This is a genomic window from Demequina globuliformis (assembly GCF_000975155.1).
Taxonomy (GTDB): Bacteria; Actinomycetota; Actinomycetes; order Actinomycetales; family Demequinaceae; genus Demequina; species Demequina globuliformis.
This window is the reverse complement of sequence record NZ_BBRG01000001.1, coordinates 1,336,024-1,358,815: the sequence shown is the minus strand read 5'-3', so window position 1 is coordinate 1,358,815 and position 22,792 is coordinate 1,336,024. Positions and strand designations below refer to the sequence as shown.

Sequence of the window (22,792 nt, the reverse complement as noted above, 5' to 3'; positions counted from 1 at the left end):
TTTGTTGGACTTTTCGCGAAATGCAATCCGCGCGTCGCGAGCGGCCTTTACTGCCGCGTTTCGCGCAGAAATGGCGGGCCGCAGCGCCACCTTCGGGGTGGGCGGCGAGGGCCGATGCCCGGGTTCAGCCGGGAGGCGCTGGTGCTCTCAAGCGCACACCGGCACGCGGGCACAAAAGCACGCAGGGACACAGGCACGCGCGGGTGCACCGAAGTGACTGAGATTCCCGCACTCCTCCGCGCCGCGCAGCACAACGACACGGGGCAGTGTCGGAACCTCAGTCACTTTCGCACGCCGAACGGCGAGATGAGGGCCGACGGGCGGGCGGTGAGGGCCAGCGGGGGTGCGGGCCAGCCGCGGGGTCGCTCCGGCAGGGGGCACGGAGGGCGCCGGCGGCGCGATGAGCGCCAGCCGCGGGGTCGCTCCGGCAGTAGGCACGGGGGCACGGGACGGGTGGGCCGAGATAGTTCACCGTCGAAGGGCGAGGGCCGATGCCCGGGTTCAGCCGGGAGGCGCTGGTGCTCTCAAGCGCACACCGGCACACAGGCACGCGCGGGTGTACCGAAGTGACTGAGATTCCCGCATGCCCCCGCGCCGCGCAGCACAACGACACGGGGCAGTCTTCAAAGCTCAGTCACTTTCGCACGCCGAACGGCGAGATGAGGGCCTGCGGGCGGTGTGGGCCAGCGGGGGTGCGGGCCAGCGGCGGTGCGAGCTAGCGGGGGGGTGCGGGCCAGCGAGGGGTGCGGGCCAGCATCGACGCGCGACACCCACCACACCGGCAGGCGGGTGCAGACCCGGCCCCACGAAGTGGTGCGGTTAGGCGTCGCCCGTGGCGGCATCGGCCCCGGAGGAGCCCTCGGTACCGTGCGCCTGCTTCGCGGCCTTGTGGCGCGAGGCCGTCCCACGATCCAAGCTCACCGCAATGAGTCCAGCGATGACGGCGCCCAGCAACGCGAAACCCGCTCCCACCAGGAGCGCGACCGTGAAGGTGCCCACGCCCGTGGTGTTGGGCAGGATCAGTGACGCGAGCGCTCCCGCGATGAACCCCAGCACCACGCCGGTGCCGACCACTCGTCCAAAGCGCGGCGCTAGCCGGAATTGCGCGGGCACCGCGTCCTCACGAGCGGACTCAGGCACGCGGTCGTTCTCGGGGCTGGTGTGTTCGGTCACGGTCCCAGTGTACGAGCCCGCCCTAGCCCTTGGTCGAGCCCGCGAGCAGGCCCCGCACAAAGTACCGTTGCAGGGAGAAGAACACGATCAGCGGGATGATCATCGAGATGAATGCGGCCGGAGGCACCAAATACGCGTACTGACCGTAATCGCCCGCGAGGTTGGAGATCGGGTAGGTCAACGGGTACGTGTTTGCACTACCGAATACCGCGGAGACCAGCAGGTCGTTCCACACCCACAAGAACTGGAAGATCGCCAGCGAAGCGACTGCCGGCAATGACAGCGGGATGATGATGCGGAAGAACATCTGCGTGTGGCTGGCGCCGTCGACGCGAGCCGCCTCCAGCACCTCTCGCGGGATGTTGGACACGAAGTTGTGCAACAGGAACACCGACAGCGGCAGCGCGAAGATAGTGTGCGCTATCCACACGCCAGAGAACTCCCCGGCGAGGCCCAGGTTTTCCGGGCCCAAGAGCCGCAGCAACGGGATCAGGGCCAACTGCAGCGGCACCACCTGCAGCGCGAAGATCAACACGAACAAGAAGTTGGAGCCACGGAACGGGATCCAGGCGAACGCGTACGCCGCCATGAGGCCCAACACCACCGGGAACACCACCGCAGGCACGGTGACCACAATCGAGTTGAACACGTACTCGATCAGGGGCGGCGCGGTGGAGTTGTCCCCGAAGGAGTCGAAGAGCACCTGGTTGAAGTTCTCGAAGGTGAGGCCGCCGTCCATCAAGACGGTCCACCAAGCGTCGGTGCGGTACCGGTCGCCAGGGATCAACGAGGTCATGAAGAGCGCGACGGTGGGGATGGTCCACGCGACCGCGATGATGATTGCCGCCGCCGTCGCCCACGGACTGGTGAGGGACTTCTTGGCGCGGCTCGCGGCCGTGAGGTTCTTGCCCTCGGTGGGCGTCGTGTCGTCGACGGGATGCTGGGGAGGCATGGTGACACTCATCAGCGGGCCTCCTTCACCTTGTTGAGGGATCTGACGTTGTAGATGACCACCGGAATCACAAACACGAACAAGATCACCGCCAGCGCAGCGCCGAGCGCCTCGCGGCCCTCCACGAAGCTCAGGACGTACATGCGGTTCGCGACCACGTCAGTGTTGTCACGTCCCTGGGTCACCGTGCGCACAATGTCGTACACCTTCAGCGCCATGATCGTGATCGTCGTCAGCACCACCACGATGGTGCTGCGAATGGACGGAACCGTGATGCGCCAGAAGCGCTGCCACGCGTTCGCGCCGTCGAGCGAGGCGGCCTCGTTCATCTCCGCCGGCACGCCCTTGATGGCGGCGGACAGGATCACCATGGCGAATCCTGTCTGAATCCACACCAGGATGACGATGAGCCAGAAGGTGTTCCAGGGGTCGTCACGCAGGAAGTTGTAGGGGTCCAGCCCCACGAGCTCTCGCAGAGCATTCAGCATGCCGGTCTGCTCGCCCACCTGGTTGTAGTCGTACATGATGTTGCCCCAGATCACCGAGGCGCCGACGAGGGAGATCGCCATGGGCATGAACACCAGGGACTTCAGGGCCTTCTCGCCCTTCGCACGGTCAATGAAGACCGCGTAGGCGAGGCCAAATCCAGTCGACAGCAGCGGCACCAGGATCATCCACACAAAGGTGTTGAGGATGGTGCGCAAGGTAGAGGGGTCGGAGAACGCGAACCGGTAATTGTCGAGGCCCACGAACTGCATGGTCGTGGTGAAGATGCCGGTGTCAGGGTCGGGCTCGTTGGTGATCTCGTTGAACGACAACCACGTGGTGTCGATGGCCGGGTACACCAGGCCCACACCCAACAGCACCAGGACAGGCGCCACCAGGACCACGAGCTGCACCTTGTCGCGAGCACGCCCCTTGATCAGGTCTGCGCCGAACATGACGATCGCGATGATCGCGATGAAGGCCACAATCGCGATCGCCCCGAACAGCAGGTTCTGGCCTTGCGAGGCCCAAAAATCCGGGCCCAAGTCCGTCGCGCTCCGCAACGCGGACTCAGGCAGTACTTCCGTCGACCCCATCGTCGACTCCTTTCACCCTCAGGAGTGGGAGGTGAGCCTGGCGGGGCCACACCGTGAGCGTGCGGCCCCGCCAGGGTTCAGCTACTGCGAGATTACGGCCAAGCGTTGTCGATGTTCGACAGAACCGTCGACAAGTCGGTCCCACTGACGTAATCGTTCATCCCCGTCCAGAAGGCGGAGGCTCCGACCTCGGCTGGCATGAGGTCAGAGGCGTCGAAGCGGAAGATCGTGTCCTCGCCCTGGAGGATCTCGATCGACGCCTGTCCAATGGGGCTGGACGCGTTGGCGGGGTCGAGGCCCTTGTTGGCGGAGATCACACCACCGATCGACACGCGCTCGTTTGCCCACGTGTCAGACGACAGGTACGCCTGCAGCGCCGCAGTCTCGGGGTTCTCGTTGAACGCGGCCACGAACTCACCACCGCCGGTCACGGCTGCGCCGTCATCCGCGTTGACGTTGGGCGTCAGGAACGCCCAGATGTCGCCGTCCTCGGCAACGGTCGTGCCCTCTGGCCACTGTGCCTCGTAGAACGAAGCCTGGTGGTGCAGCGAGCAGTTGCCCTCGAGGATCTGCAGGCCGGCCTCCTGGAAGGAGGTGTCCACGATGGACGCGGCATCGCCCAGACCACCGTTGATGTAGTCAGGGTTGGTCGCGATCTCGCCAAAGGACTCAAAGGCCTGCGTGATCTCGTCCGACTGGAACGTGAGTTCACCGGCGACCCACTGGTCGTAGGCCTCGGGACCCTGCTGGCGCAGGACCAGGTCCTCGATCCAGTCAGTGCCCGGCCAGCCTGTCGCGGTGCCGGACTCGAAGCCAATGCACCACGGCTCGTAGGCGTCGCCTGCGCCGCCGTTGTCCGCCATGGTCTGGGTGAGCGTCATGAGCTCATCCCAGGTGGTCGGAACCTCGTAGCCGTTGTCCATGAACTCGGCCGGTGAGTACCAGACCCAGCCCTTGACGGAGGCCATCAGCGGTGCCGCGTAGAACGTGGTGCCGACGGTGCCGTAGTTCTTCCAGTCCTCGGACCAGAACTCGTCGACGTTCGCCGCGACCGCCTCGGGGGCAGCAACGACGGCTCCGGTACCCACGACGCGCTGGAGCAGACCGGGCTGAGGAATGATCGCGAGGTCCGGCGGGTTGCCGCCCTCCACGCGCACATTGATCTCCGTCTCGAATTCGTCCGAGCCGTTGTAGGTGACGTCGACGCCCGTGCACTCCTCGAACGGGACAATCGACTCGGTCAGTTGCTCTGCCTCGACGCCGGAGATGGTGCCGTACAGCTCGACCGCGGCGCCATCGAAGGTGCCGTAGTCGGCGAAGTCCTCACAACCGGCGGCCATCTCGCCGCCGCCTTCCGAGGTCTCGCCGCCGGTGGCTCCGGAGGTGGGCTCCTCGTCGGAGCCGTCGCTCGAGCACCCGGCCAACACGAGTCCGGCGGCCGCAATGGCAGCCACCGGGCCAATGATCTTTCGCTTCATGTGGAAGCACCCCTTCTCTTCATTGAGCTGGGCCGTAACACCGTAGCCGGGTCACGGCGGCGTCTACACATCACACGGTTCGCTTCGTTGCGCAAACGCTTACATTCAACCTAGGAAGAGTTTCGCGGGTGTGTCTACATTTGCACCCGGATGTCACCGAATCGTGACAATTGCAGGGCCGACGTGCACAGCTGTCGGAAAAGTCGCCAGCCTGCACGCGGCCCGGGTTACGGCACCAGCGGCAACAGCGCGGACAGGTCAGAGCGCTCCCCCGAAGCGTCCACGTCCCCGTCAGCCACGGCATCGGCCCATTGCACCCTGCCCGTCACCAGGCCCAGCCATACCTCCGCGCGCACCTCCACCACAGCAGGTGGGGTGCCTCGACGGTGCGTCGGTCCCTCGATGCACTGCGTCGCCCCAAAGGGCGGCACGCGCACCTCAAGGGCATTGCCTGGCGCACGCGCGGCCAGCTCCTCAAGCGAGAACCGGACGGCGGTGGCGAGGGTCGCCCGGTCCACGGCGGGCGCGGCGTCTGGCGCCGTCGCGGCTGCGGGCGCATGAAGGTCAGGTTCGCGGTTCGACACGGTCCACGCCCGCACGGCGGCGCGGCCGGCGTCGAGGTTGATTCGGCGGCGAGAAGGCATGGCACCAGAGTACGAGGCGGCTCAGACGGGCCGATGCTGGGGCCGGCGTCGCGCGGACGCTCCGCGTGGAATTTCCTCGAAGGCCGCCGCTACTCGAAGGCCGCCGCGAAGACCTCGCGATCGAGCAGTTGGAACTGCGGCTGCTCGTCCGGTTTGACCTCGTGGCGCGCCACAAACGCGTCCGACGCCGCGTCCAGCTCTAGGTCGAGGTATTCGTTCCCACCGTCCGCGGTGAAGTCACTGACGCCCACAACCAGGAGGTCCGCAGTGCGTCCGTCGACCATGCTCACGGGGAAGCGAAGCTCGACCGTCACCGGGTCCACGCGGGTGTACGCGCTCAGCGTCGGGCCAATGGCGGCCGGGACGCCCGCCCAGGCATAGCTGCCCTCCGCGATGCCGCCGTCGATGTCACGGTCCGTTGCGGTCGTGTCGAGAACCGTCACCGTCGGCTGGGCGGTGCCGCCGTCGTACAGGACCACGTCCGCAGCCGGCGCGGCCATGACGGATTGGGCGTCCAGGGGGTCCGTTCCGTCGGAGACCTCGTCCCCGTCGCTCACGCCATCTGCGTCGGTGTCAGTTTTCATCCAGTCGGTGCCGCGCTCGCGTTCGTCCATCAGCGACAACCCGTCGCCGTCCACATCAGACTGCGCGTCGGGAACGCCGTCGTAGGTCTGGGGCAAGAGAGGATCGGTGACGCTCTCGACGATTTCGAACAGGTCTTCGAGCCCGTCGCCGTCGGTGTCAGCGAGGTGCGGATCGGTGCCGACGTCCGCCTCCTGGGCGTCCGGAAGACCGTCACCGTCGGAGTCCTCCGTCAGCGCCTCCCCCGCGAACGAACTGCGCACAGCCGGGGACACGCTTGGCTCACTGACGGCTGCTGCCTGATCCGCCTGCTCCCCGGGGTCGCGATCCGGAGACTCGCAGCCCGCAAGCGCGAAGCCGGCCAACGCCACGACCGTCACTACCCAGGTGCGCATGCACCTCACCCCCCTCGGCGCATCGGCCCCTCCGGCGCACCCGAGCGTCACCGTAGTGACGTCCTCCACGCACGTCAAGAGGGTCGCGACCAGGGCCGATGCTTGGGTACAGCCGCATACGCGACCGCACCCCAGGCGGCGGTTACGCGAAGCGCTGGGGAAGCGGCGCTTCCCACGCCTCCTTGAGCTCTGCGAGGGGCAGATCGAACTGGCCCTGGACCTCGATGGAGGCCTCCGGAACCGTGTAGCCGATGCGCACGGCAGGCACTCCACGCGCCTCAAGCATGGCGGTGAAGCGGGGCTCGTCCTCGCGGATGATGCCCACGAGCACGCGGCCCTGCGTCTCCGAGAACAATGCTTGGGCAGGCGTGACGCCGTCGCGCTCACACAGCTCGTCGAGCACCACGCGCGCACCCACGCCGTAGCGGAGCGACGCCTGAGCGAGGGCGGCCGCAAGACCGCCGTCACCGATCTCACGCGCAGCATCGGCCAGACCGTCACGCGATGAGGCGACCATGACCTCGGCAAGCGTCTTCTCCGCCTCGACGTCGACCGCCGGGGGCAGTCCCCCAAGGTGGCCGTGGACCTGCGAGTAGCGCGAGCCGTTGAGGTCGGCGCCTGTGGTTCCGAGGACGTACAGAATGAGGCCGTCCTGGCGCCAACCGGCGGGGGTCACGCGCTCGACGTCATCGAAGATGCCGAGCATGCCAACAATGGCGTTCGGGTTAATCGAACTGTCGATGCGTCCGGGCTCTCCCGTGCCGTTGTACAGCGACACGTTGCCGCCAGTGACGGGCACACCGAGCTCCTGGCATACGTCCGCGAGGCCACGAATGGCCTCCACGAACTGCCACATCGCGTCGGGGTCCTCGGGCGAGCCAAAGTTCAAGCCGTCGGTGATGGCGGTCGGCGTCGCGCCCGCGACCGCGACCGCGCGGTACGCGGCGACCACAGACTGACGCGCACCCTCGTACGGGTCCAGCTTGGTGAAGCGGTCATTGGAGCGCGTGGCGATCGCGACGCCGCGGCCCGTCTCCTCGTCGACGCGGACCACGCCCACCGTGTCTGGGCGGGCCATCGCCGTGTTGCCCTGGACGTAGCGGTCGTACTGGTTCGTGATCCACGAGCGGTCAGCCATGTTGGGCGAGGACATCAGCTCGAGCACCGCGGCGCGCAGCGCGTCACCGTCAGCCGGCAGGTCTGCCGGGAACGCATCCGCCTGCAGCTCGTCCATCCAGGTGGGGCGCGCGTATGGGCGGTCGTACGTGGGGCCCTCGTGCGCGACGGTGCGCGGGTCCACATCGACAATACGGACGCCGTGGTGGTCGATCGTGAGGCGGCCGGAGTCGTTGACCTCACCGACCACGGAGGACTCGACGTCCCACTTGCCGGTGATCGCCATGAAGGCATCCAACTTCTCAGGCGCCACGACCGCCATCATGCGTTCCTGCGACTCCGACATCAGGATCTCGCCGGCGTTCAGGGTCGGGTCGCGCAGCAGCACGTCGTCCAGCCACACGTGCATGCCGCCGGTGCCGTTGGAGGCGAGCTCCGACGTTGCGCAGGAGATACCTGCGGCTCCAAGGTCCTGGATGCCTTCCACCACGTCCGCGCGGAACAGTTCCAAGCAGCACTCGATGAGGACCTTCTCCATGAAGGGGTCGCCCACCTGGACCGACGGGCGCTTGGCCGGCACGCCGTCCTCGAACGTCTCGGAGGCCAGGATCGAGGCGCCGCCAATACCGTCGCCGCCGGTGCGTGCACCGAAGAGCACGACCTTGTTGCCCGGGCCGTGCGCGGAGGCCAAGTGAATGTCCTCGTGCTTCATCACGCCAACACACAACGCGTTGACGAGCGGGTTGCCCTGGTACGAGGGGTCAAAGAGCGAGCCGCCGCCAATGTTGGGCAGGCCCAGCGAGTTGCCGTAACTGCCGACGCCGCTGACCACGCCGTGCACCACGCGCGAGGTGTCGGGGTGGTCAATGTCGCCAAAGCGAAGCTCGTCCATGCCGGCCACGGGGCGCGCGCCCATGGCGAGGATGTCGCGCACAATGCCGCCCACTCCGGTAGCAGCGCCCTGGTGCGGCTCCACGTAGGACGGGTGGTTGTGGGACTCGACCTTGAACGTCACGGCCCAGCCGTCGCCCACGTCGACCACACCAGCGTTCTCCCCCATGCCCACCATCAGGCGTTCCTTCATCTCCGGCGTGGTCTTCTCGCCGAACTGCTTGAGGTGCACCTTGGAGGACTTGTACGAGCAGTGCTCCGACCACATCACGGAGTACATCGCGAGCTCGGCGGCCGTGGGGCGGCGACCCAGCAGGTCGACAATGCGCGCGTACTCGTCGGGCTTCAGGCCCAGTTCCGCGTAGGGCATCTCCTGGTCAGGCGTGGCGGCGGCGTCCTCAACGGTGTCGAGGTTCTGGTGAGCGGCTGCGTCGGTCATGTCATCCCTTGGGTGTGTGGCCGGTACGCACGAATCCTACCGGCGCACCGGGCCGCTGAGGGCCGATGCCCGATCACCCTGCGCCGCTGCGCGCGGGCCAGCACGCGGCTAGGGGGTGGTGAAGTCTGGGTCAGCGGGCAGGTCCCAGGTGGCGGGCCATTTGTCGAATTCCGCAAGGAGCTCATCGGTCGACAGTTCAATCTGGATCGAGGAGCGAGGCGGCACGGCCTCGATGGGGGTCGAGTCCCACCGATACGGGCTCGCGACCGCGGGGTATGCGACCAGTTCCGTGGCAGGGAGGTCGGCAATAGCGTCGGGAGAGTCTGCATCGCGCTCCACCGCACCCTCAACGAGCGAACCGTCATCTTCGACGTCCCAGAAGAAGCGGTAGGGGATGCGCCCGCCATCGCGCATCACCCACGGATCGTCCGCGGCATTGCAGTAGACCTCTTCCGCGTGCGGCAGGGACTCGGGAGAAACGCGGAACCGGCACAACGCCCAATCGGGTACTTCCGAGTATTGATCAGACTCGACCGCCACGACTATCCAGGCGCCGAGCGCACCGCCCTGCGTCTCGAATGGCATCACACCGCCCTCGATGAGGTGGACGTCGAGTTGGGTACCGCCGCTGCCGAGCGTCTGAACGTCACCGCCTCCCAGGTCGATGGGTGGCATCTCTTCGAAGTACGGAGGCGCGACGCCGGTCGCGACAAGCGCCAGCGGGTCGAACTCGTCGGGAGACTCCGCCTCATCACCCATCAGCGGCCAGCGCAGTTCTCCCTGGTATCCCGCCCATCCGGGAGCCGCGAACGGCACCGGGAGGCCACTGGTCTCGCCCGCCCATGAAGCCTCGTACGGCCCCTCCGGCCACCAGAGGCCCTCGGGGTTGGCAACCGTGGCCGTGGTCAGGGCCCCGTTCCACGACTCCCAGTCAGTCGCGACGCCCGCGTTGGCGTCATCGGAAGGAACCGGAGACGGCGAGGCCGATGAGTCGTCAACGGCTGAGGCTGCGGTGGCGGCCGCAGTGGCCTCAGGGGCTGTGCTGTCTGTCAGCCCTGTGCCGCCGGTGGCCGCAGACTGGCCGCACCCCACCACAGTCGCGAGGCCCAAAGCGGCCACTGCCCCCATCACACGTGGTCGTCCCACCATCGGCCCTACCCCCTTGTCGCTGCGTGCCGCTGGCCTCCACCATGGCATATCCGCGCGAGACGAACCATCAGGCGGCAAGTGTTCGCCGCGCGGCGTGGGCGCTAGATCGACCGCGCGAGCCTGCGCGCTTCCGTGAGGAGATCCGCGTGCGACGCCCCTGGCGCCTCGAGGTGCAACAGTTCCGTGCCCTCCCACTCGGCACGCGCCACGAGCGCGGAATTACCAAGGGCCTGCGCAAGCGACTCGGGCACGGAGCCTCGATCGATCCACAGCACATGCGTGAAGCCATCCCTGCGAGAGGTGCCGCAGTCGAGCACCCCGGCATCGTCGATGGGCGGCGCTGGTGGGGTGTCGGTATCGCCGCGCCTACGCCGGCCCGGCAGCCCGTCGTCATCAGCGCGCACGTCGGGCGCGAACTCCTGTCCCTCGCCTAGGCCGCGGGCGACCTGGCCGAGTACCTCGGGGTTCTCGTGTCGTTCTCGCACCATTGCCATACCTGCCTCATCGACGCATCCACCTCACTACATAAGGTGTATGTTCCATCGAATCGCAAATGCACGGATATGGGAAGAGTGTCACGCCTCCCCACTACAGTGAGCGACACCAACGCGTACACGAGGGGGCACCAATGAAGCGCGCATGGATACCCGTCGCCGTGACGGCAGCAATCGTGGGACTCGCCGCGGCACTGCTGCCGCCACTGGTGGGCGACGACAGCGACCTGACGGCAGGCGCCTGGGCAACGCTGATGGTGATGTTGTCGACGCCGCTGAGCGTGTTGCTCACAGCGCTCATCGCGGGCTCGCTCCGGCGCTGGTACCTGGTCACCGAGCCGGCGCCAGCGCAGCCCAGCACCGCCGTGAGCGACTGTGGGTTGGGCGCCGCCCACGGCCTCGCCGCAGCCGCTGCTGGCTTCGTTGTAGGCGGGCTGGTGGCGCAAATAGCGTCCGGCTCATGGACGGGAGACCTCAACCCCGGCACGCTCATGGCATACGGGATGATCGCGATCATTGTCGCGCTCGGCCAGGGCGCCGGATATCTCGTGGCGGGGATGTCTGCGCGCCGGCTCACATTGCGCGGGACCGGAACCTCGGTGGCGCGCCCGTAAGGTGAGTCCATGATGTGGCTCGTCAGCGTCGCGCTGGGACTAGCGTTGCTGGGCGCAGCCGTGCTCGCGATCAATCTTCAGGCGAGTCGCCGCCGCGTCTACCGGCTCGAGCACCAGCTAGGGCTCGAACGGGAAGCAGAACGTCAACTCGCCGTCACCGAGGAGCGTGCTCGGATTGCCCGCGAGATGCACGATGTCGTCGCCCACACGCTCTCAGTGGTGGTTGCTCAGGCGGACGGCGGGCGGTTTGCCGCGAAATCTTGCCCCGAGCAGGCTGCCAAGAGCCTCGAGACCATCGCTGAAGTCAGCCGCGCCGCGTTGACGGAGATGCGCGCGCTGTTGGGCTTGCTGCGCATTGGCGACGACGACGCCGCGCTGGGCCCGCAGCCCAGCCTCGACGACATCCCCACCCTTGTCTCGGCGACGCGTGACGGCGGCCTGGAGTGCAGCTTCGTCACCACCGGTACGCCACGCACCCTCCCCATCGGCGCGGGACTGGCGCTGTACCGCATCACGCAAGAAGGCCTCACCAACGTCCTCAAGCACGCGGGCCCCAAAGCGATCGCCTACGTGCAGTTGGTATGGAAGGCCGATGCCGTGGAGCTTCACATCTGGGACGACGGCCGCGGCGCGGGTGCGCGCGACGACGGCGACGGCCACGGCATTGCCGGCATGAAGGAGCGCGCCACGGTCTTTGGCGGAACGCTGACGGCGGGGCCGCGTGCAGGCGGCGGCTTTGCTGTGCGTGCCCACCTACCGCTGTCCAGCCTGGGCGCGGCACGTATCGATACTGACCTCGCATCACCGGCGCCCGCGAGCGCCACCAACCAAGGAGCACAGTAGTGACGGTCCCTCGAGAAGTACTGACCTGGCAGGGTTTCGGCGACGCCTCCCGCGAGTTGGCACAGACGGTCGCGGACAGTGGGTTCGAGCCGGATGCCGTGGTGGCGGTCGCGCGTGGCGGCCTCCCCATTGGCGGTGCACTGTCCTACGCGCTTGGCACCAAGGGCGTCGGCACGCTCAACGTTGAGTTCTACACGGGCATCGACGAGCGCCTCCCCGAACCCGTCCTCCTCCCACCCCTGCTGGACACCGACGCCATGTCCGGCCTCAAGGTGTTGGTCGCGGATGACGTCGCAGACACGGGCGAGACCCTCGCACTCGTGAAGGCGTTGATGGAGCAGCATGCTGCGGAGGTCCGCACGGTGGTGCTGTACGCCAAGCCACGCTCAGTGATCAACCCCGACTACGTGTGGAAGCACACCGACGACTGGATCACCTTCCCGTGGTCGGCCCTGCCTCCTGTCACTGCCGGGAAGCCGCACCCGGAACTCGGTGCATGAGCATCCGGGTGGCGCTGGTCGACGACCAGCAACTCATCCGTGCGGGCTTTCGCATGGTCGTGGACTCTCAAGAAGACATGACGGTCGTGGCGGAGGCCGGGGATGGGGCCGATGCCCTGGTCACCTTGGGTGCGCTCGAACCGGCCGCAGACGTGGTGCTGATGGACGTGCGCATGCCGGGCATGGACGGCATCGAGGCGTGCGCGGCTCTCACCGCGCGTTCGGACGCTCGAGTCGTGATGCTGACGACCTTCGATCTCGATGAGTACGTCCTTGCGGCGATCAAGGCGGGCGCGAGTGGCTTCCTCCTCAAGGACGCACCACCCGAGGACCTCCTCGCGGCGATCCGTACCGTCGCGGCGGGCGACGCGGTCATCGCCCCCTCATCCACGCGCAGACTGCTCGCCAAAGTCGCTGAGCTGGATACGGAAGCCGCCGATGCATCGGCCCTATCCGGACTCACTGACCGCGAGCGCGAGGTGCTGGTGCTGATGGCCAAGGGCCGCTCCAACCAGGAAATCTGCGCCGACCTGTTCCTCGCGGAACCCACCGTCAAGACGCACGTGGGGCGCGTGCTGGCGAAGTTGGGCGCTCGCGACCGCGTACAAGCTGTTGTGATCGCCTATGAGTGCGGGCTAGTCAGGCCGTAATACCTGGGTATGAGCGCCCCGGCAATAAGTGGGGACTGGGGGACGATGCCTCGGGAACCGGTCCGCGAGTAGCGTGCCTGTCATGGGGGAACACTCTGACACTGCGCCGGTCGCGCTCACCGCTCGCGGGCTCACCAAGACCTACGGGTCCGGCGACGCTGCTGTCACCGCGGTCGACCACGTCGATCTCGACATTCCTGGCGGTACGCTCACTGCGGTCATGGGGCCCTCCGGGTCGGGCAAGACCACGTTGGTGCACCTCCTCGCGGGGCTCGACCGGGCCGACTCGGGCCAGGTGTGGGTCGGCGACGACGAACTCACGTCCTTGAGCGACAAGAAGCTGGCCAGGGTGCGGGGCCGGGTGGTCGGCTTCGTGTTCCAAGGTTTCAACCTCATCCAGACCATGAGTGGGCGCGACAACATTGAACTTCCTCTGCGCCTCAACCGGCTGCCCCAGGACAGAGAATGGCTGGCGACACTCATCGACATGTTGGGCATCGAGCGTGAGTTGGACCGCCGGCCCTATGAGATGTCGGGTGGTCAGCAGCAGCGGGTAGCCATCGCCCGCGCGCTGATCACCCGGCCACGCGTGGTGCTCGCCGACGAGCCCACCGGCAACCTCGACACCCACGCCAGCGCGCAGATCCTGTCGCACTTGCGTACGTCGTGCCGGGAACTGGGGCAGTCCGTGGTCATGGTGACGCACGACCCGACTGCGGCGTCCTATGCCGGCAAGGTGCTGCTGTTCGCCAATGGACGTGTGGACGGCCACATCACCGATCCCACTCCCGACGCCGTGCTCGCCGGGCTCGACGCCCTGTCAGGAGTGCAGCGGTGAGCAGGCTGGGTGCGGTCATCGTTGGGCTGGTAGCCGCAGCTCTGGGGTTTGCGAGCAGGTCGTTATTGGCGGACCACGGCCCCGATGGCATGGTGGCGATTGGCATGGGATTCTTCGCCATGTCGATTTACGGTCCATTTTTGCTGACCGTCATTGGCGGCGCAGTCGCGGCCTTTCGTGGCATCTGGCTGTCGACCCAGCGCGCGGAGCTCTCCTCGCGCATGGCCATGGGCGCCACCCGGCGCAGCCTGCTGACCAGCGAGGCCCTCACGGGGCTGCGTGACGGCGCGATCGCAGGCGCCGTTGGACTGGCCGTAGGTGCGGGAGTCCGTCAGGGGCTCACGGGCTTCACGGGCACGTACCTCGACGTGGGGGCGCTGTCCGACTGGTGCGCCATCTTGCTGCTGTCGGTGGCGTGCTCGACCGCCGGCTATTGGCTCGCCGCCACATGGATGACCCGTGGCTCGGTGCGCGAGGTCAGCACCGGGTTGAGCGCACAGGCGCCCGCCGCGCGCGCGGCGCGGGCCCACCGGACGGCACAGGGAAGCCCTTCTCCGAAGAGTCGGCGCAAGCGGCCGTGGGTGTTGTGGAGCGCGATCGGGCTCGTGGTCGCTGCCATCGCGTGCGTCCGCCTGGTCGACGGCGCGCCAGTGTCCGGGTTTGGCGCCCTCGCCCTGGGCATCCTCGTGGCAGTCGGCATCTACCTCGCCCTTCCCGCGCTGCTGCTCTACGCCGGCGCCATTGGGGGTGCGCACCTGGTCGCGTGGGCGGCAACGCTGCTGCGGCGCGGAGCACACGGTGCAAGCGCGCGCTCGATCGCCTCCGACGGTCTACTCCGCCACACCTCGATGCGCGCAGCCGCGTTGCTGGCTGTCGCGGCGGTCCTCGCTCTCAGCACGCTGTTCGCGTCGATGGTCTCCACATCGGAAGCACGCTTTGAACTGAGTGATGCGGCCATGCCTTATGGCTCCATCAGCACGGTGGATATCTCCATGGTCTACGACTCGCTCCCCGGCACACCTGGGTGGCAGCAAGCACTCCCTGCGAACCTTCTCGACGCACTTGAGGCAGACGACCGGCTTGAAGTGGTGCGGGCCGGGGTCCTCGTCACCGACGAGCGCACCTTTGAATCGAGGTGGGATGACACTGGCTCTACGGTGACGACGTTCGACGTGCTGCTCGCCCCGACCCGCGACGCCCTCCGTGCCGCCGCTCCAGAAGCGGCGAATGCCCTGTACTTTGCGCCCGGCATCGAGTGGTCAGGGGATGGCCGCGTGGGCGTCGCGCAAGAAACACCCGAAGGTTCTCGACCGTCCGTCACCGTCAATGGCCTGTCTGTCGACGTCACCAAGTCGTGGCACATGACGCCCTTCGCTGGAGTCGACCGCGACTGGGCCGAGGAACACTTTGGCCCCACGCCCACCTCGGCCGTCTTGCTGTACCCCGCGAGCGAAGGCGTCAGTGTCGCGGGGGTCATGAGCGACTATGACACGGATGGCCTGTTTACGACCCACGACGACCTCCAACCTGTCACCCTTGACACCCTCAATCCACGAATCCTGGCGGGCATCACCGCGCCGTTCCTCGCGATCGCCGTGTGTGTGGTGGTCGCGCTCGCGTGGGCTACCCAACGCACCCGAGCCAAAGACCACGCCACCCTGATCGCGCTCGGAGCCCAGGCATCGGCCCTGCGCGGGGCCGCCGCGATCGAGGCCGGCGTCACCACCGCCGCGGCGACCCTCAGCGGGCTCGCGACCGGTGCGATCCTGGCAACCGTCCTGGACCTGCTCTTCGGGACGCCACTCAACGTCGCCCTGGTCCCACTCATGGTGTGGAACGCGGGCTTTGTCCTGGCTCACGTGCCGTGGCTCACGTTGGCTGCCTTGGCTGTGGCCGCGGTGGCGTTGGCGATGCTCGGTGCCTTGACCATTCGCATCCGCATGGACCGGCTGTCCCCGGCACAGCAGCTCGCTGAGGCGCAGAAGGCAGGTGTCTCGTGATTCGCACGCTCCTCGCGCAGCAACTCAAGGCGCAGCGGGCCTATGTGGCCTGGACAACGGTGCTGCTTGCCGCCGCGTGCGGACTCGCGACGTATGCGTGGAGCGCCGCGGCTACGGATGGTGATCTTTACGCTCGTCACGCCGGTGGAGAGCACTATGCCCGTGGGTACACGGCCCCGGTTGAGATCGTGCCTGAGGGATCACAAGGCCCCTCAATGGACCTTGAAGCAACCCCCATGAGCCTTCGGCAGCTCACGGATGTCCTCGACTCAGGAAACTCTGAGGGTGCGCACGCTGCGGCGGTAGTGCAATTGGGTACGGCCACGGCAGAACTCACGAATGGAACTTCGAACAACGAGTCATGGTCCGTGACGAGTCTCGCGCTCACAGGAGAAGACGCGTGGGCTCCGGTCATCGCGGAGGGCGATGCACCCGCGTCAGGTGAGGTCGCGATGCCAGCAAGCTTTGCGCGAACCCACGGCATTGGATTGGGAGATACCGTCGCTGTCAGCACGACGATCTACTTCCATCCCGACACGCCAACGACGAACGACCCCTACGGCGACGATGTCGAGATCGTTACGGAGCGAGCGCGCGTCACGCTCGTGGGACTGACATTTGACGACGCCACATGGGGATCGCACGCGGCGTGGTTTGAGCCTGCGTTCTACTTCTCACTGGACGATCCGCATGTCACAGACGGCTTCAACCCGAACGCGGCTGACGCAGCCGCCATGTTCCTCCATCCGGAGATCGGAACGGTCACATGGGACCACGCCACGCCCACCATGGCCAACACCTTCCCGGAGGCCGTTGGGCCGGGCGGCGGAGCGATCGCGGGTTCACTTCCGCTGCTGCAGGTGTGGCTGTGCATCATCATGGTGGGCGGGGTCCTCATTACAGCAACGGCGACGGGGCGCTCGCAGGCCCAGCAACGCGCACAGTGGACGGCAACCGCACGGGCACTGGGAGCCACGCGCGGCACTATCGCAGTCGCGACGATTCTTGAGGGCGCGGTCATGGGACTTGCCTCAGCGGGGCTCGGCATCATCGCAGGCATCTTCGCCGCCCAAGTGCATCTCAATAACGTGTACAGCGCGCTGGCGGCGCCACCACCGGTCGCGCTCAACGTCTCACTGGTCGAGGTCGCGACCATTACAGCCCTTGCAGTGGTGCTGGGCCTGTTCGTCACTGGCCTCCCCGCGCTGCTCGCCTCACGCATTTCGCCCGCCGCCGCGCTACAGGACACCAAAGGTGTGGACGAAGCGGAGTTCAGCCGGCGGGTGCCCGTCTGGCCAGTCGCCGTCGGTTGGGTGGCGGCGGGCGCGACCGTCGCGTGGATTCTCTCCCACTACTCCCAGGACCAACTGACGCCGTTTTGGATCGCCGCGATCATTTTCGGCATCCTGACCTTCTCCCTCATGGTGGAGGGGTCACGCCGGTTGACGGGCTGGATCGGGCAGCGCTTGCTGGGGCGGCGCTCCCCTGCCGCGATCAGGGCGGGGCTGGACATGCTGGGCCATCCGCGCCAGGCGGCCGCCCTCATGGTGGTGCAGATGGTCACCATGACCGGAGTCGCGGGCTTTGGCGCAGCCAGCACCGTGACCGCCATCTATGCGGCCAACTCCGACCCCAATTACCTGACGTTCGCGGGCTCGACCGAAGCGGGAATCTTCTTGTGGCGCAACATTGAGGTCGTCGCAGTCGTGCTCGTGATCGCGGCGGCACTATGCGCGACAGTCTTCGCGGGCACCCAGCGCATGTCGCGTGTGGACTCCTCGACAATCCAGGCCCTAGGCCTCGACCGCACGTCGGTGCGCGCCGCGACAGCCCTGCGCGTCGCACTGCCGCAAGCGCTCGGAGCGGTCGTGGGCGCGGCATTCGGCCTTCTGTCCGGCAGTGCCATCTTCCTCGTCGCAGACACCTGGCTGTCCGTGTGGGTGCAGCCAAGCCAAATAGGCGTCTATCTGCTCACGGGCGGCGGAATTGTCGCAGTCATGACGGCGGCCAATCTGGCGATCATCGCGATGACGAGCGCACCGTGGCTCTTGAGCAAACGGGATAGCAACCGAAGCCTGGAGCGCGACAGGTTCGTCGCGCGCGCCAAGGAAACGCAACCGCGTTAGCGCCGGGCCGCCCGTCTACACGGGTGCGTTCATCTGAGCGATCTGGATGAGGTTGCCACACGTGTCGTCGAGTACGGCCGTCGTCACCGGTCCCATCGCAGTCGGCGGCTGGGTGAACTCCACACCCAAGCCCACGAGCCGCTCATACTCGGCCTGGCAGTCATCCACGGCGAAGGACGTCGCGGGGATGCCGTCCGCGACGAGGCCGGCCTGGTAGGGGCCCACAACGGGGTGCCCGGCAGGCTCGAGCAGCAGCTCGAATGGCTCGTCGCCCGGGTTGCCAACAGTGAGCCAGCGGCTGCCGTCTCCCATGTCCACGTCCTGACGCAGCTCAAAGCCGAGCACGGACGTGTAGAAGTCGCGGGCCCGCAGTTGGTCGGTGACGAACACGGATGCGAGGTGAATGCGGATCATGATTCCTCCTGGGAAACGGGCCAGCGGCGCGCGATCTGCACCAGTGGCGTGGGGTCATAGTGGTGCAGGACAGTTCTGCCGGAACGGCGCCGATGCACCAGGCCGGCCTCCTCAAGCACCTGGAGGTGCTGGGAGATCGCCTGCCGCGTCAGAGTGACCTGGTGGTCGTAGCGCAGGCGGTTGAGAAGTTCAAAGAGCGTCTGCTCGGTACTGCTCGCGGCGAGCGCATCGAGAATCGCGCGGCGGGTGGGGGCCGCGAGCGCTTCGTACACATCGGTCACCCTTCGATGATAGGCAAGTCGTCGCTTGCATGCAAGTGATCTCTTGCCTATCGAGACGAGGGCTACGCCCCTACACTGACGATCGACGCCTGCCGGAAGGACTCACCATGTCGGAATTTGCTGGCCACCTGACGCCCACCGAGGCCTGGGACCTCCTCCAAGCCAACCCTGACGCGCGCCTCGTCGACGTGCGCACCGCCGCAGAATGGCAATGGGTAGGCCTGCCAGACACGTCCGCGCTCGGCCACGAGCCCGTCCTCATCGAGTGGGTCTCCTATCCGTCGATGTCGCGGAATGTGGACTTCGTGGACCAACTCCGCGAGTCGGGAGTGCCAACCGACGCGCCTCTCGTGTTCCTATGCCGCTCCGGGCAGCGGTCCATCGGCAGTGCCACGGCCGCGACTGCCGCCGGCTTTGGCCCCTGCTACAACATCACAGAAGGATTCGAAGGCGCGCTCGACGAGAACGGCCACCGTGGCGCCGAGGGCTGGAAGGCCGCCGGACTGCCCTGGCGCCAGGGGTAACGGGTTAGCCGACGCTCGCCACTGGATGCGGGAGCGGCGACGTGGTGCAGGAGCTCAGATCTGGAAGCGGGACGGGGTCGGTCTCCATTCCGACGGTGCCATCGGTCCCATCGCAGATGCGCACCGCGGACTCGATCCCGTCCGGATCCATCGTGACCCCGTGGGGTGCGTCCGCAACCAAGACCGTCCCCGTGAAGCCGCACTCTGTTGCCGCATCCGCAATCGCGGGGTCGTCACTGGCCCAATACTGGGCGCTCACGATCGACCGTGTACTGGAGAAGCCCACGGGGTCACCGTCGGCATTCATCAGCGCGGGATTGGGTAGGTCGGACCCGGGGTTCATCGGATCCGCCATCACGATGTCCTGCTTCGTGTAGCCCTCGGGAACCAGGAACGGCGACTCGACGAATCCCGCGCCACCGTCGTAGGTAGCCTGCCAGCACCGCGCCCCGTCAACAGCATCCAGCGTGACGGAACCTTCCACCCTGATCCCTACCAGGGCATCGGCCGGAATGAGCGACCCGCTCGCGCCGGCCGGTGCCGTTGCAGCGCTCGCGCACCCCGTCACCGCCGCCACGGCGGCGGTCGCGACAACGAACCCTCCCGCATGCCTCTTCATGCACCCCCCTTTCTTACGTCACTGACGAACGTAGCCTGGCGGCGGCTCTCGCGGTACCCATTGCAACCGTCACCTGCCGTCCACGCATCGTTCATCTCGCGTTCTACCTGCGTGGATACGTTGCTCCCAGCATCGAGAAAACTGAGCCCTCAAGGGAGAGCAATGAAGCGTGTGTACACGGCGAGCGCCTGGGCGTCCGCATTGACAATGGCGGGAGCATCGCTGGCCTTTGCCGCACCCGCAGTGGCGGATGAGCTCCCGGCTCCTGCACAGGGCGTCGCCGTCCAGGAGGCCCTCGTGATTTCCGAGGTGCAGTCGAAAGCACCGGAAACGGAGTTCGGCGGCGCCGACTGGATCGAACTGCACAACGCCTCGGATGCTCCGCTCGACATCAATGGCGTTGTCGTCATGGACGCCAAGGATGAAGAGGGCATCACCCTGGAGGGATACCAGCCCATCGCAGCGGGCGGCTACCTCGTCCTCGTCAATGAGGTCGATTTTCCCTTTGGCCTTGGCAAAGCTGACATGGTGCGCCTGTTCGCGCCCGGCACGGCCCTCACCGAGCAGGGCGGCCTCGTGGAGCCCGCGAGCGTCCCGTTCTCGCAGACGACCCTGCCGAGCGAGCACCCCGTTCCCTCGTGGGGCCTGTGCCCCAGCGAGCTTGGCGACTATTGGCTGACCGCATCCTCGACGCCCGGCGCTGCGAACGACTGCATCGAGGGCGAGATCGAGGTTCCCGTCGAGGAGCCCAGCGAACTCAGCACCACCCTCGCGATCAACGAGGTGGAGTCCAACGGTGACGACACTGACTGGATCGAGGTCGCCAACCTCACCGATGAGGACATCGACATCTCCGGCTACGCCATCAAGGACAACGATGACTCGCGCCCTGACCTGGTTCCGAACGGATCGGTGGTCCCCGCACACGGGCTCCTCGTCCTCGATGAGTTGACCACCACCAACCCCTACGGCTTCGACTTTGGCCTGGGAGATGGAGATGCGGCCCGCCTCTACAACCAGGACGGCGACTTGGTCGCGAAGTACACCTGGGACGCGCACGCCGCGGTCAGCTGGGCGCGCTGCCCCGACGGCACTGGGCCGTGGAGCGACGCGACCGTGTCCACCAAGGGCGAGCCCAACGACTGCTCGCTGCCGGTGCGCCTCAACGAGATCGAGTCATCCGCTCCTGGCGACGGTGCTGACTGGGTTGAGGTCATCAACATTGGCTCCACCGAGGTTGACCTCGCGGGCGTGACATTCATGGATGACAAGGACCGCGGGGACGAAGCGTTCGTGTTCCCCACCACGGTGCTCGCGCCCGGAGAACTCGCGGTCCTCGAAGAGGGCACCGACTTTGACTTTGGGCTCGGCGGCGATGACACCGCCCGCTTGTTCGACGCTGTGGGCGACCTGCTTGACTCGTTCACCCAGCCCGCGCACGCCGGCGTGACGTGGGGTCGCTGCCCCGACGGCACCGGCGAGTTCGCCAACACCGCGACCGCCACCCCTGGCGAACTGAACGACTGCGAAGGCTACGTGCGGGCGCTTGCCTGGCCCGGCGCCTCGGCGGTGGAGACCGTCGACGGCGAGGACTGGTTCGACGGAGACCTGAGCGGCCTCGACTACGACGCCTCGACCGGCGCACTGTGGGCCGTCCACAACGGTGACGGACTGCTGTACAAGATGACGGCCGATGCCGCGGGCACGTGGTCACTGGCTCCTGGCTACGAAGACGGGCGCCGCTTGCGGTACCCCGACGGCACGGGAACCGTGGACTCCGAGGGCGTCACTGTTCGTGACGGTGAGCCCGGCGTCGTCTACGTCTCTTCCGAACGCAACAATGACGCCGGCTCCGTGAGCCGCCCCTCCGTGCTTCGCTACGAGGTCGCTGGAACGGGCGAGCTCATCGCCACGCACGAGTGGAACCTGTCCTCGATCGAGGCGCTGGCGGCGCTACCGGCCAATGGGGGTCTCGAGGGCATCACCTGGATTCCAGCCGATGCTCTGGGCACGTCAGAGGGCGCGTTCGCCGTGGCCGTCGAGGGCACGGCCAGCGCGTACCTGGTGCAGCTGGGCTCCGCCGGCGAGGTGACCTTGGTGGAGACGCTACCGACCGACGTCTTCGGCTTTGACCTGATTGCCGACGTCCAGTGGGACGGAGGCCAACTGTGGGTGGTGTGCGATGAGGCCTGCGATGGCCGCGTTGGCACGCTCAGCGTGATCGGCGGCGCATGGGAGGCAGGCCAGCTCTACGAGCGCCCGGCCGGGATGGCGAACATCGCAAACGAAGGCTTCGCGGTGGCGCGCGACCTGTGCGTCGACGGTGCCGTACCGACGTTCTACGCCGACGATGCCGACACCGACGGCTTCTCTTTGCGCACGGGATCGCTCAGCGCGACCTGCCCGGAGGCCCCCACGCCGGTTGACCCCGAGACCCCCGGCGGCGACGGCGGCGACGGCGGCAACGCCGGGCAGACCGACGGCGACGACACGGACTCTGGCGCTCCCACGGCCTGCACCGTGTCCGCCCCCGCTGAGGGCGACCAGGGTGAGTCCCTGACGCTGCGTCTGAGCGACGAGTGCGCGAACCTGTCGGTGACGGTCGTGATGTACTCCGAGCCCACGGTGTTGGGCACGTTCACTGTGGGGGCCGACGGCACCGTGACCGTCACGATTCCCGAGGACCTTCCCGCCGGCGACCACACCATCGAGGTGCAATCTGCCGACGGCACGGTGCTGGGCTCGACGGCCATCACGGTGAACGAGGCGGGCACCGCGACGCCCGTCACCACAGGAGGCGGGGTGACCGTACAGGCCAACTCCGGCGGCACCCTCACGCTGGCGACCACCGGACCCGAAGCTGGACGGCTGGTCGCCGGGGCACTACTGCTGATCTCGCTAGGAACGGTCATGGTCCTGGCAGTGCGCCGCCGCCACGGTAGCCGCGGCCGCGCATAACGCTCGACGACGGCGGGGGCAGGCAGCGTT

21 protein-coding genes are annotated in these 22,792 nt (G+C 67.1%); 9 read left to right on the top strand and 12 right to left on the bottom strand.

Features of this window, described 5'->3' with window-relative positions:
• Positions 1-819 precede the first annotated feature (819 nt).
• From AOP75_RS06215 to AOP75_RS06175, 9 genes are all read right to left on the bottom strand, one after another.
• A complete protein-coding gene (locus AOP75_RS06215; RefSeq protein ID WP_062077416.1) occupies positions 820-1,173 on the bottom strand; it encodes a GlsB/YeaQ/YmgE family stress response membrane protein in 354 nt (117 codons plus the stop codon).
• 22 nt (positions 1,174-1,195) lie between these two features.
• Positions 1,196-2,137, bottom strand: coding sequence for a carbohydrate ABC transporter permease (locus tag AOP75_RS06210; RefSeq protein ID WP_062077414.1), 942 nt, complete (start codon positions 2,135-2,137; stop codon positions 1,196-1,198).
• Positions 2,137-3,207, bottom strand: coding sequence for a carbohydrate ABC transporter permease (locus AOP75_RS06205; protein ID WP_083966737.1), 1,071 nt, complete (start codon positions 3,205-3,207; stop codon positions 2,137-2,139). Before AOP75_RS06205 ends, AOP75_RS06210 begins: the two co-directional genes overlap by 1 nt.
• A gap of 92 nt (positions 3,208-3,299) precedes the next feature.
• Positions 3,300-4,685, bottom strand: coding sequence for an ABC transporter substrate-binding protein (locus AOP75_RS06200; RefSeq protein ID WP_062077412.1), 1,386 nt, complete (start codon positions 4,683-4,685; stop codon positions 3,300-3,302).
• 227 nt (positions 4,686-4,912) lie between these two features.
• Positions 4,913-5,329 (bottom strand): sterol carrier family protein, encoded by a 417-nt coding sequence (locus AOP75_RS06195; RefSeq protein WP_062077411.1) that lies wholly within the window; start codon positions 5,327-5,329, stop codon positions 4,913-4,915.
• A gap of 89 nt (positions 5,330-5,418) precedes the next feature.
• Positions 5,419-6,306 carry a hypothetical protein gene (locus AOP75_RS06190; protein WP_062077410.1) on the bottom strand — a complete coding sequence of 296 codons (888 nt, stop codon included), beginning with the start codon at positions 6,304-6,306 and terminating at the stop codon, positions 5,419-5,421.
• A 142-nt stretch (positions 6,307-6,448) separates the two neighbouring features.
• The gene (gene purL / locus AOP75_RS06185; RefSeq protein WP_062077409.1) at positions 6,449-8,752 is read right to left on the bottom strand and encodes a phosphoribosylformylglycinamidine synthase subunit PurL; all 2,304 of its coding nucleotides are present in this window, start codon (positions 8,750-8,752) and stop codon (positions 6,449-6,451) included.
• A 108-nt stretch (positions 8,753-8,860) separates the two neighbouring features.
• Positions 8,861-9,871, bottom strand: a complete 1,011-nt coding sequence (locus tag AOP75_RS06180) for a hypothetical protein (RefSeq protein WP_152649973.1) — start codon at positions 9,869-9,871, stop codon at positions 8,861-8,863.
• A 131-nt stretch (positions 9,872-10,002) separates the two neighbouring features.
• Positions 10,003-10,395, bottom strand: coding sequence for a hypothetical protein (locus tag AOP75_RS06175; protein ID WP_062077407.1), 393 nt, complete (start codon positions 10,393-10,395; stop codon positions 10,003-10,005).
• 134 nt (positions 10,396-10,529) lie between these two features.
• On the opposite strand from AOP75_RS06175, the gene AOP75_RS06170 reads away from it, so the two are divergent.
• From AOP75_RS06170 to AOP75_RS06140, 7 genes are all read left to right on the top strand, one after another.
• Positions 10,530-11,009, top strand: coding sequence for a hypothetical protein (locus tag AOP75_RS06170; protein WP_062077406.1), 480 nt, complete (start codon positions 10,530-10,532; stop codon positions 11,007-11,009).
• 9 nt (positions 11,010-11,018) lie between these two features.
• Positions 11,019-11,852 carry a sensor histidine kinase gene (locus tag AOP75_RS06165; RefSeq protein ID WP_062077405.1) on the top strand — a complete coding sequence of 278 codons (834 nt, stop codon included), beginning with the start codon at positions 11,019-11,021 and terminating at the stop codon, positions 11,850-11,852.
• Positions 11,852-12,352 (top strand): phosphoribosyltransferase, encoded by a 501-nt coding sequence (locus AOP75_RS06160; RefSeq protein ID WP_062077404.1) that lies wholly within the window; start codon positions 11,852-11,854, stop codon positions 12,350-12,352. Before AOP75_RS06165 ends, AOP75_RS06160 begins: the two co-directional genes overlap by 1 nt.
• Positions 12,349-13,002 carry a response regulator gene (locus AOP75_RS06155; RefSeq protein WP_174435797.1) on the top strand — a complete coding sequence of 218 codons (654 nt, stop codon included), beginning with the start codon at positions 12,349-12,351 and terminating at the stop codon, positions 13,000-13,002. Before AOP75_RS06160 ends, AOP75_RS06155 begins: the two co-directional genes overlap by 4 nt.
• Positions 13,003-13,084: 82 nt before the next feature.
• Positions 13,085-13,840: an ABC transporter ATP-binding protein gene (locus tag AOP75_RS06150; protein ID WP_062077402.1), complete on the top strand. Its 756-nt coding sequence runs from the start codon at positions 13,085-13,087 to the stop codon at positions 13,838-13,840.
• Positions 13,837-15,840, top strand: coding sequence for an FtsX-like permease family protein (locus AOP75_RS06145; RefSeq protein WP_062077401.1), 2,004 nt, complete (start codon positions 13,837-13,839; stop codon positions 15,838-15,840). The genes AOP75_RS06150 and AOP75_RS06145 overlap by 4 nt, the downstream gene beginning before the upstream one ends.
• Positions 15,837-17,966: an ABC transporter permease gene (locus tag AOP75_RS06140; protein ID WP_062077400.1), complete on the top strand. Its 2,130-nt coding sequence runs from the start codon at positions 15,837-15,839 to the stop codon at positions 17,964-17,966. The genes AOP75_RS06145 and AOP75_RS06140 overlap by 4 nt, the downstream gene beginning before the upstream one ends.
• A 15-nt stretch (positions 17,967-17,981) precedes the next feature.
• Here AOP75_RS06140 and AOP75_RS06135 read toward each other — a convergent pair whose 3' ends face one another.
• Positions 17,982-18,377 carry a VOC family protein gene (locus tag AOP75_RS06135; RefSeq protein ID WP_062078463.1) on the bottom strand — a complete coding sequence of 132 codons (396 nt, stop codon included), beginning with the start codon at positions 18,375-18,377 and terminating at the stop codon, positions 17,982-17,984.
• Positions 18,377-18,661, bottom strand: coding sequence for an ArsR/SmtB family transcription factor (locus AOP75_RS06130; RefSeq protein WP_201774143.1), 285 nt, complete (start codon positions 18,659-18,661; stop codon positions 18,377-18,379). The genes AOP75_RS06135 and AOP75_RS06130 overlap by 1 nt, the downstream gene beginning before the upstream one ends.
• 107 nt (positions 18,662-18,768) lie before the next feature.
• Here AOP75_RS06130 and AOP75_RS06125 point away from each other — a divergent pair, with 107 nt between their 5' ends.
• Positions 18,769-19,185 carry a rhodanese-like domain-containing protein gene (locus AOP75_RS06125; RefSeq protein ID WP_062077399.1) on the top strand — a complete coding sequence of 139 codons (417 nt, stop codon included), beginning with the start codon at positions 18,769-18,771 and terminating at the stop codon, positions 19,183-19,185.
• Between the two features lie 4 nt (positions 19,186-19,189).
• Here AOP75_RS06125 and AOP75_RS06120 read toward each other — a convergent pair whose 3' ends face one another.
• On the bottom strand, positions 19,190-19,804 hold the full coding sequence (locus tag AOP75_RS06120; protein WP_062077398.1) for a hypothetical protein: 615 nt from the start codon (positions 19,802-19,804) through the stop codon (positions 19,190-19,192).
• A gap of 162 nt (positions 19,805-19,966) precedes the next feature.
• On the opposite strand from AOP75_RS06120, the gene AOP75_RS06115 reads away from it, so the two are divergent.
• Positions 19,967-22,762 (top strand): lamin tail domain-containing protein, encoded by a 2,796-nt coding sequence (locus AOP75_RS06115; protein WP_062077397.1) that lies wholly within the window; start codon positions 19,967-19,969, stop codon positions 22,760-22,762.
• Positions 22,763-22,792 lie beyond the last annotated feature (30 nt).

Bases quoted from the DNA above. Each gene is read 5' to 3' on its own strand.
- AOP75_RS06170 (WP_062077406.1), top strand. From the start codon at position 10,530: ATGAAGCGCGCATGGATACCCGTCGCCGTGACGGCAGCAATCGTGGGA.
- AOP75_RS06175 (WP_062077407.1), bottom strand. From the start codon at position 10,395: ATGGCAATGGTGCGAGAACGACACGAGAACCCCGAGGTACTCGGCCAG.
- AOP75_RS06115 (WP_062077397.1), top strand. From the start codon at position 19,967: ATGAAGCGTGTGTACACGGCGAGCGCCTGGGCGTCCGCATTGACAATG.
- AOP75_RS06150 (WP_062077402.1), top strand. From the start codon at position 13,085: ATGGGGGAACACTCTGACACTGCGCCGGTCGCGCTCACCGCTCGCGGG.
- AOP75_RS06205 (WP_083966737.1), bottom strand. From the start codon at position 3,207: ATGGGGTCGACGGAAGTACTGCCTGAGTCCGCGTTGCGGAGCGCGACG.
- AOP75_RS06165 (WP_062077405.1), top strand. From the start codon at position 11,019: ATGATGTGGCTCGTCAGCGTCGCGCTGGGACTAGCGTTGCTGGGCGCA.
- AOP75_RS06120 (WP_062077398.1), bottom strand. From the start codon at position 19,804: ATGAAGAGGCATGCGGGAGGGTTCGTTGTCGCGACCGCCGCCGTGGCG.
- purL (WP_062077409.1), bottom strand. From the start codon at position 8,752: ATGACCGACGCAGCCGCTCACCAGAACCTCGACACCGTTGAGGACGCC.
- AOP75_RS06125 (WP_062077399.1), top strand. From the start codon at position 18,769: ATGTCGGAATTTGCTGGCCACCTGACGCCCACCGAGGCCTGGGACCTC.
- AOP75_RS06195 (WP_062077411.1), bottom strand. From the start codon at position 5,329: ATGCCTTCTCGCCGCCGAATCAACCTCGACGCCGGCCGCGCCGCCGTG.
- AOP75_RS06155 (WP_174435797.1), top strand. From the start codon at position 12,349: ATGAGCATCCGGGTGGCGCTGGTCGACGACCAGCAACTCATCCGTGCG.
- AOP75_RS06200 (WP_062077412.1), bottom strand. From the start codon at position 4,685: ATGAAGCGAAAGATCATTGGCCCGGTGGCTGCCATTGCGGCCGCCGGA.
- AOP75_RS06210 (WP_062077414.1), bottom strand. From the start codon at position 2,137: ATGAGTGTCACCATGCCTCCCCAGCATCCCGTCGACGACACGACGCCC.
- AOP75_RS06190 (WP_062077410.1), bottom strand. From the start codon at position 6,306: ATGCGCACCTGGGTAGTGACGGTCGTGGCGTTGGCCGGCTTCGCGCTT.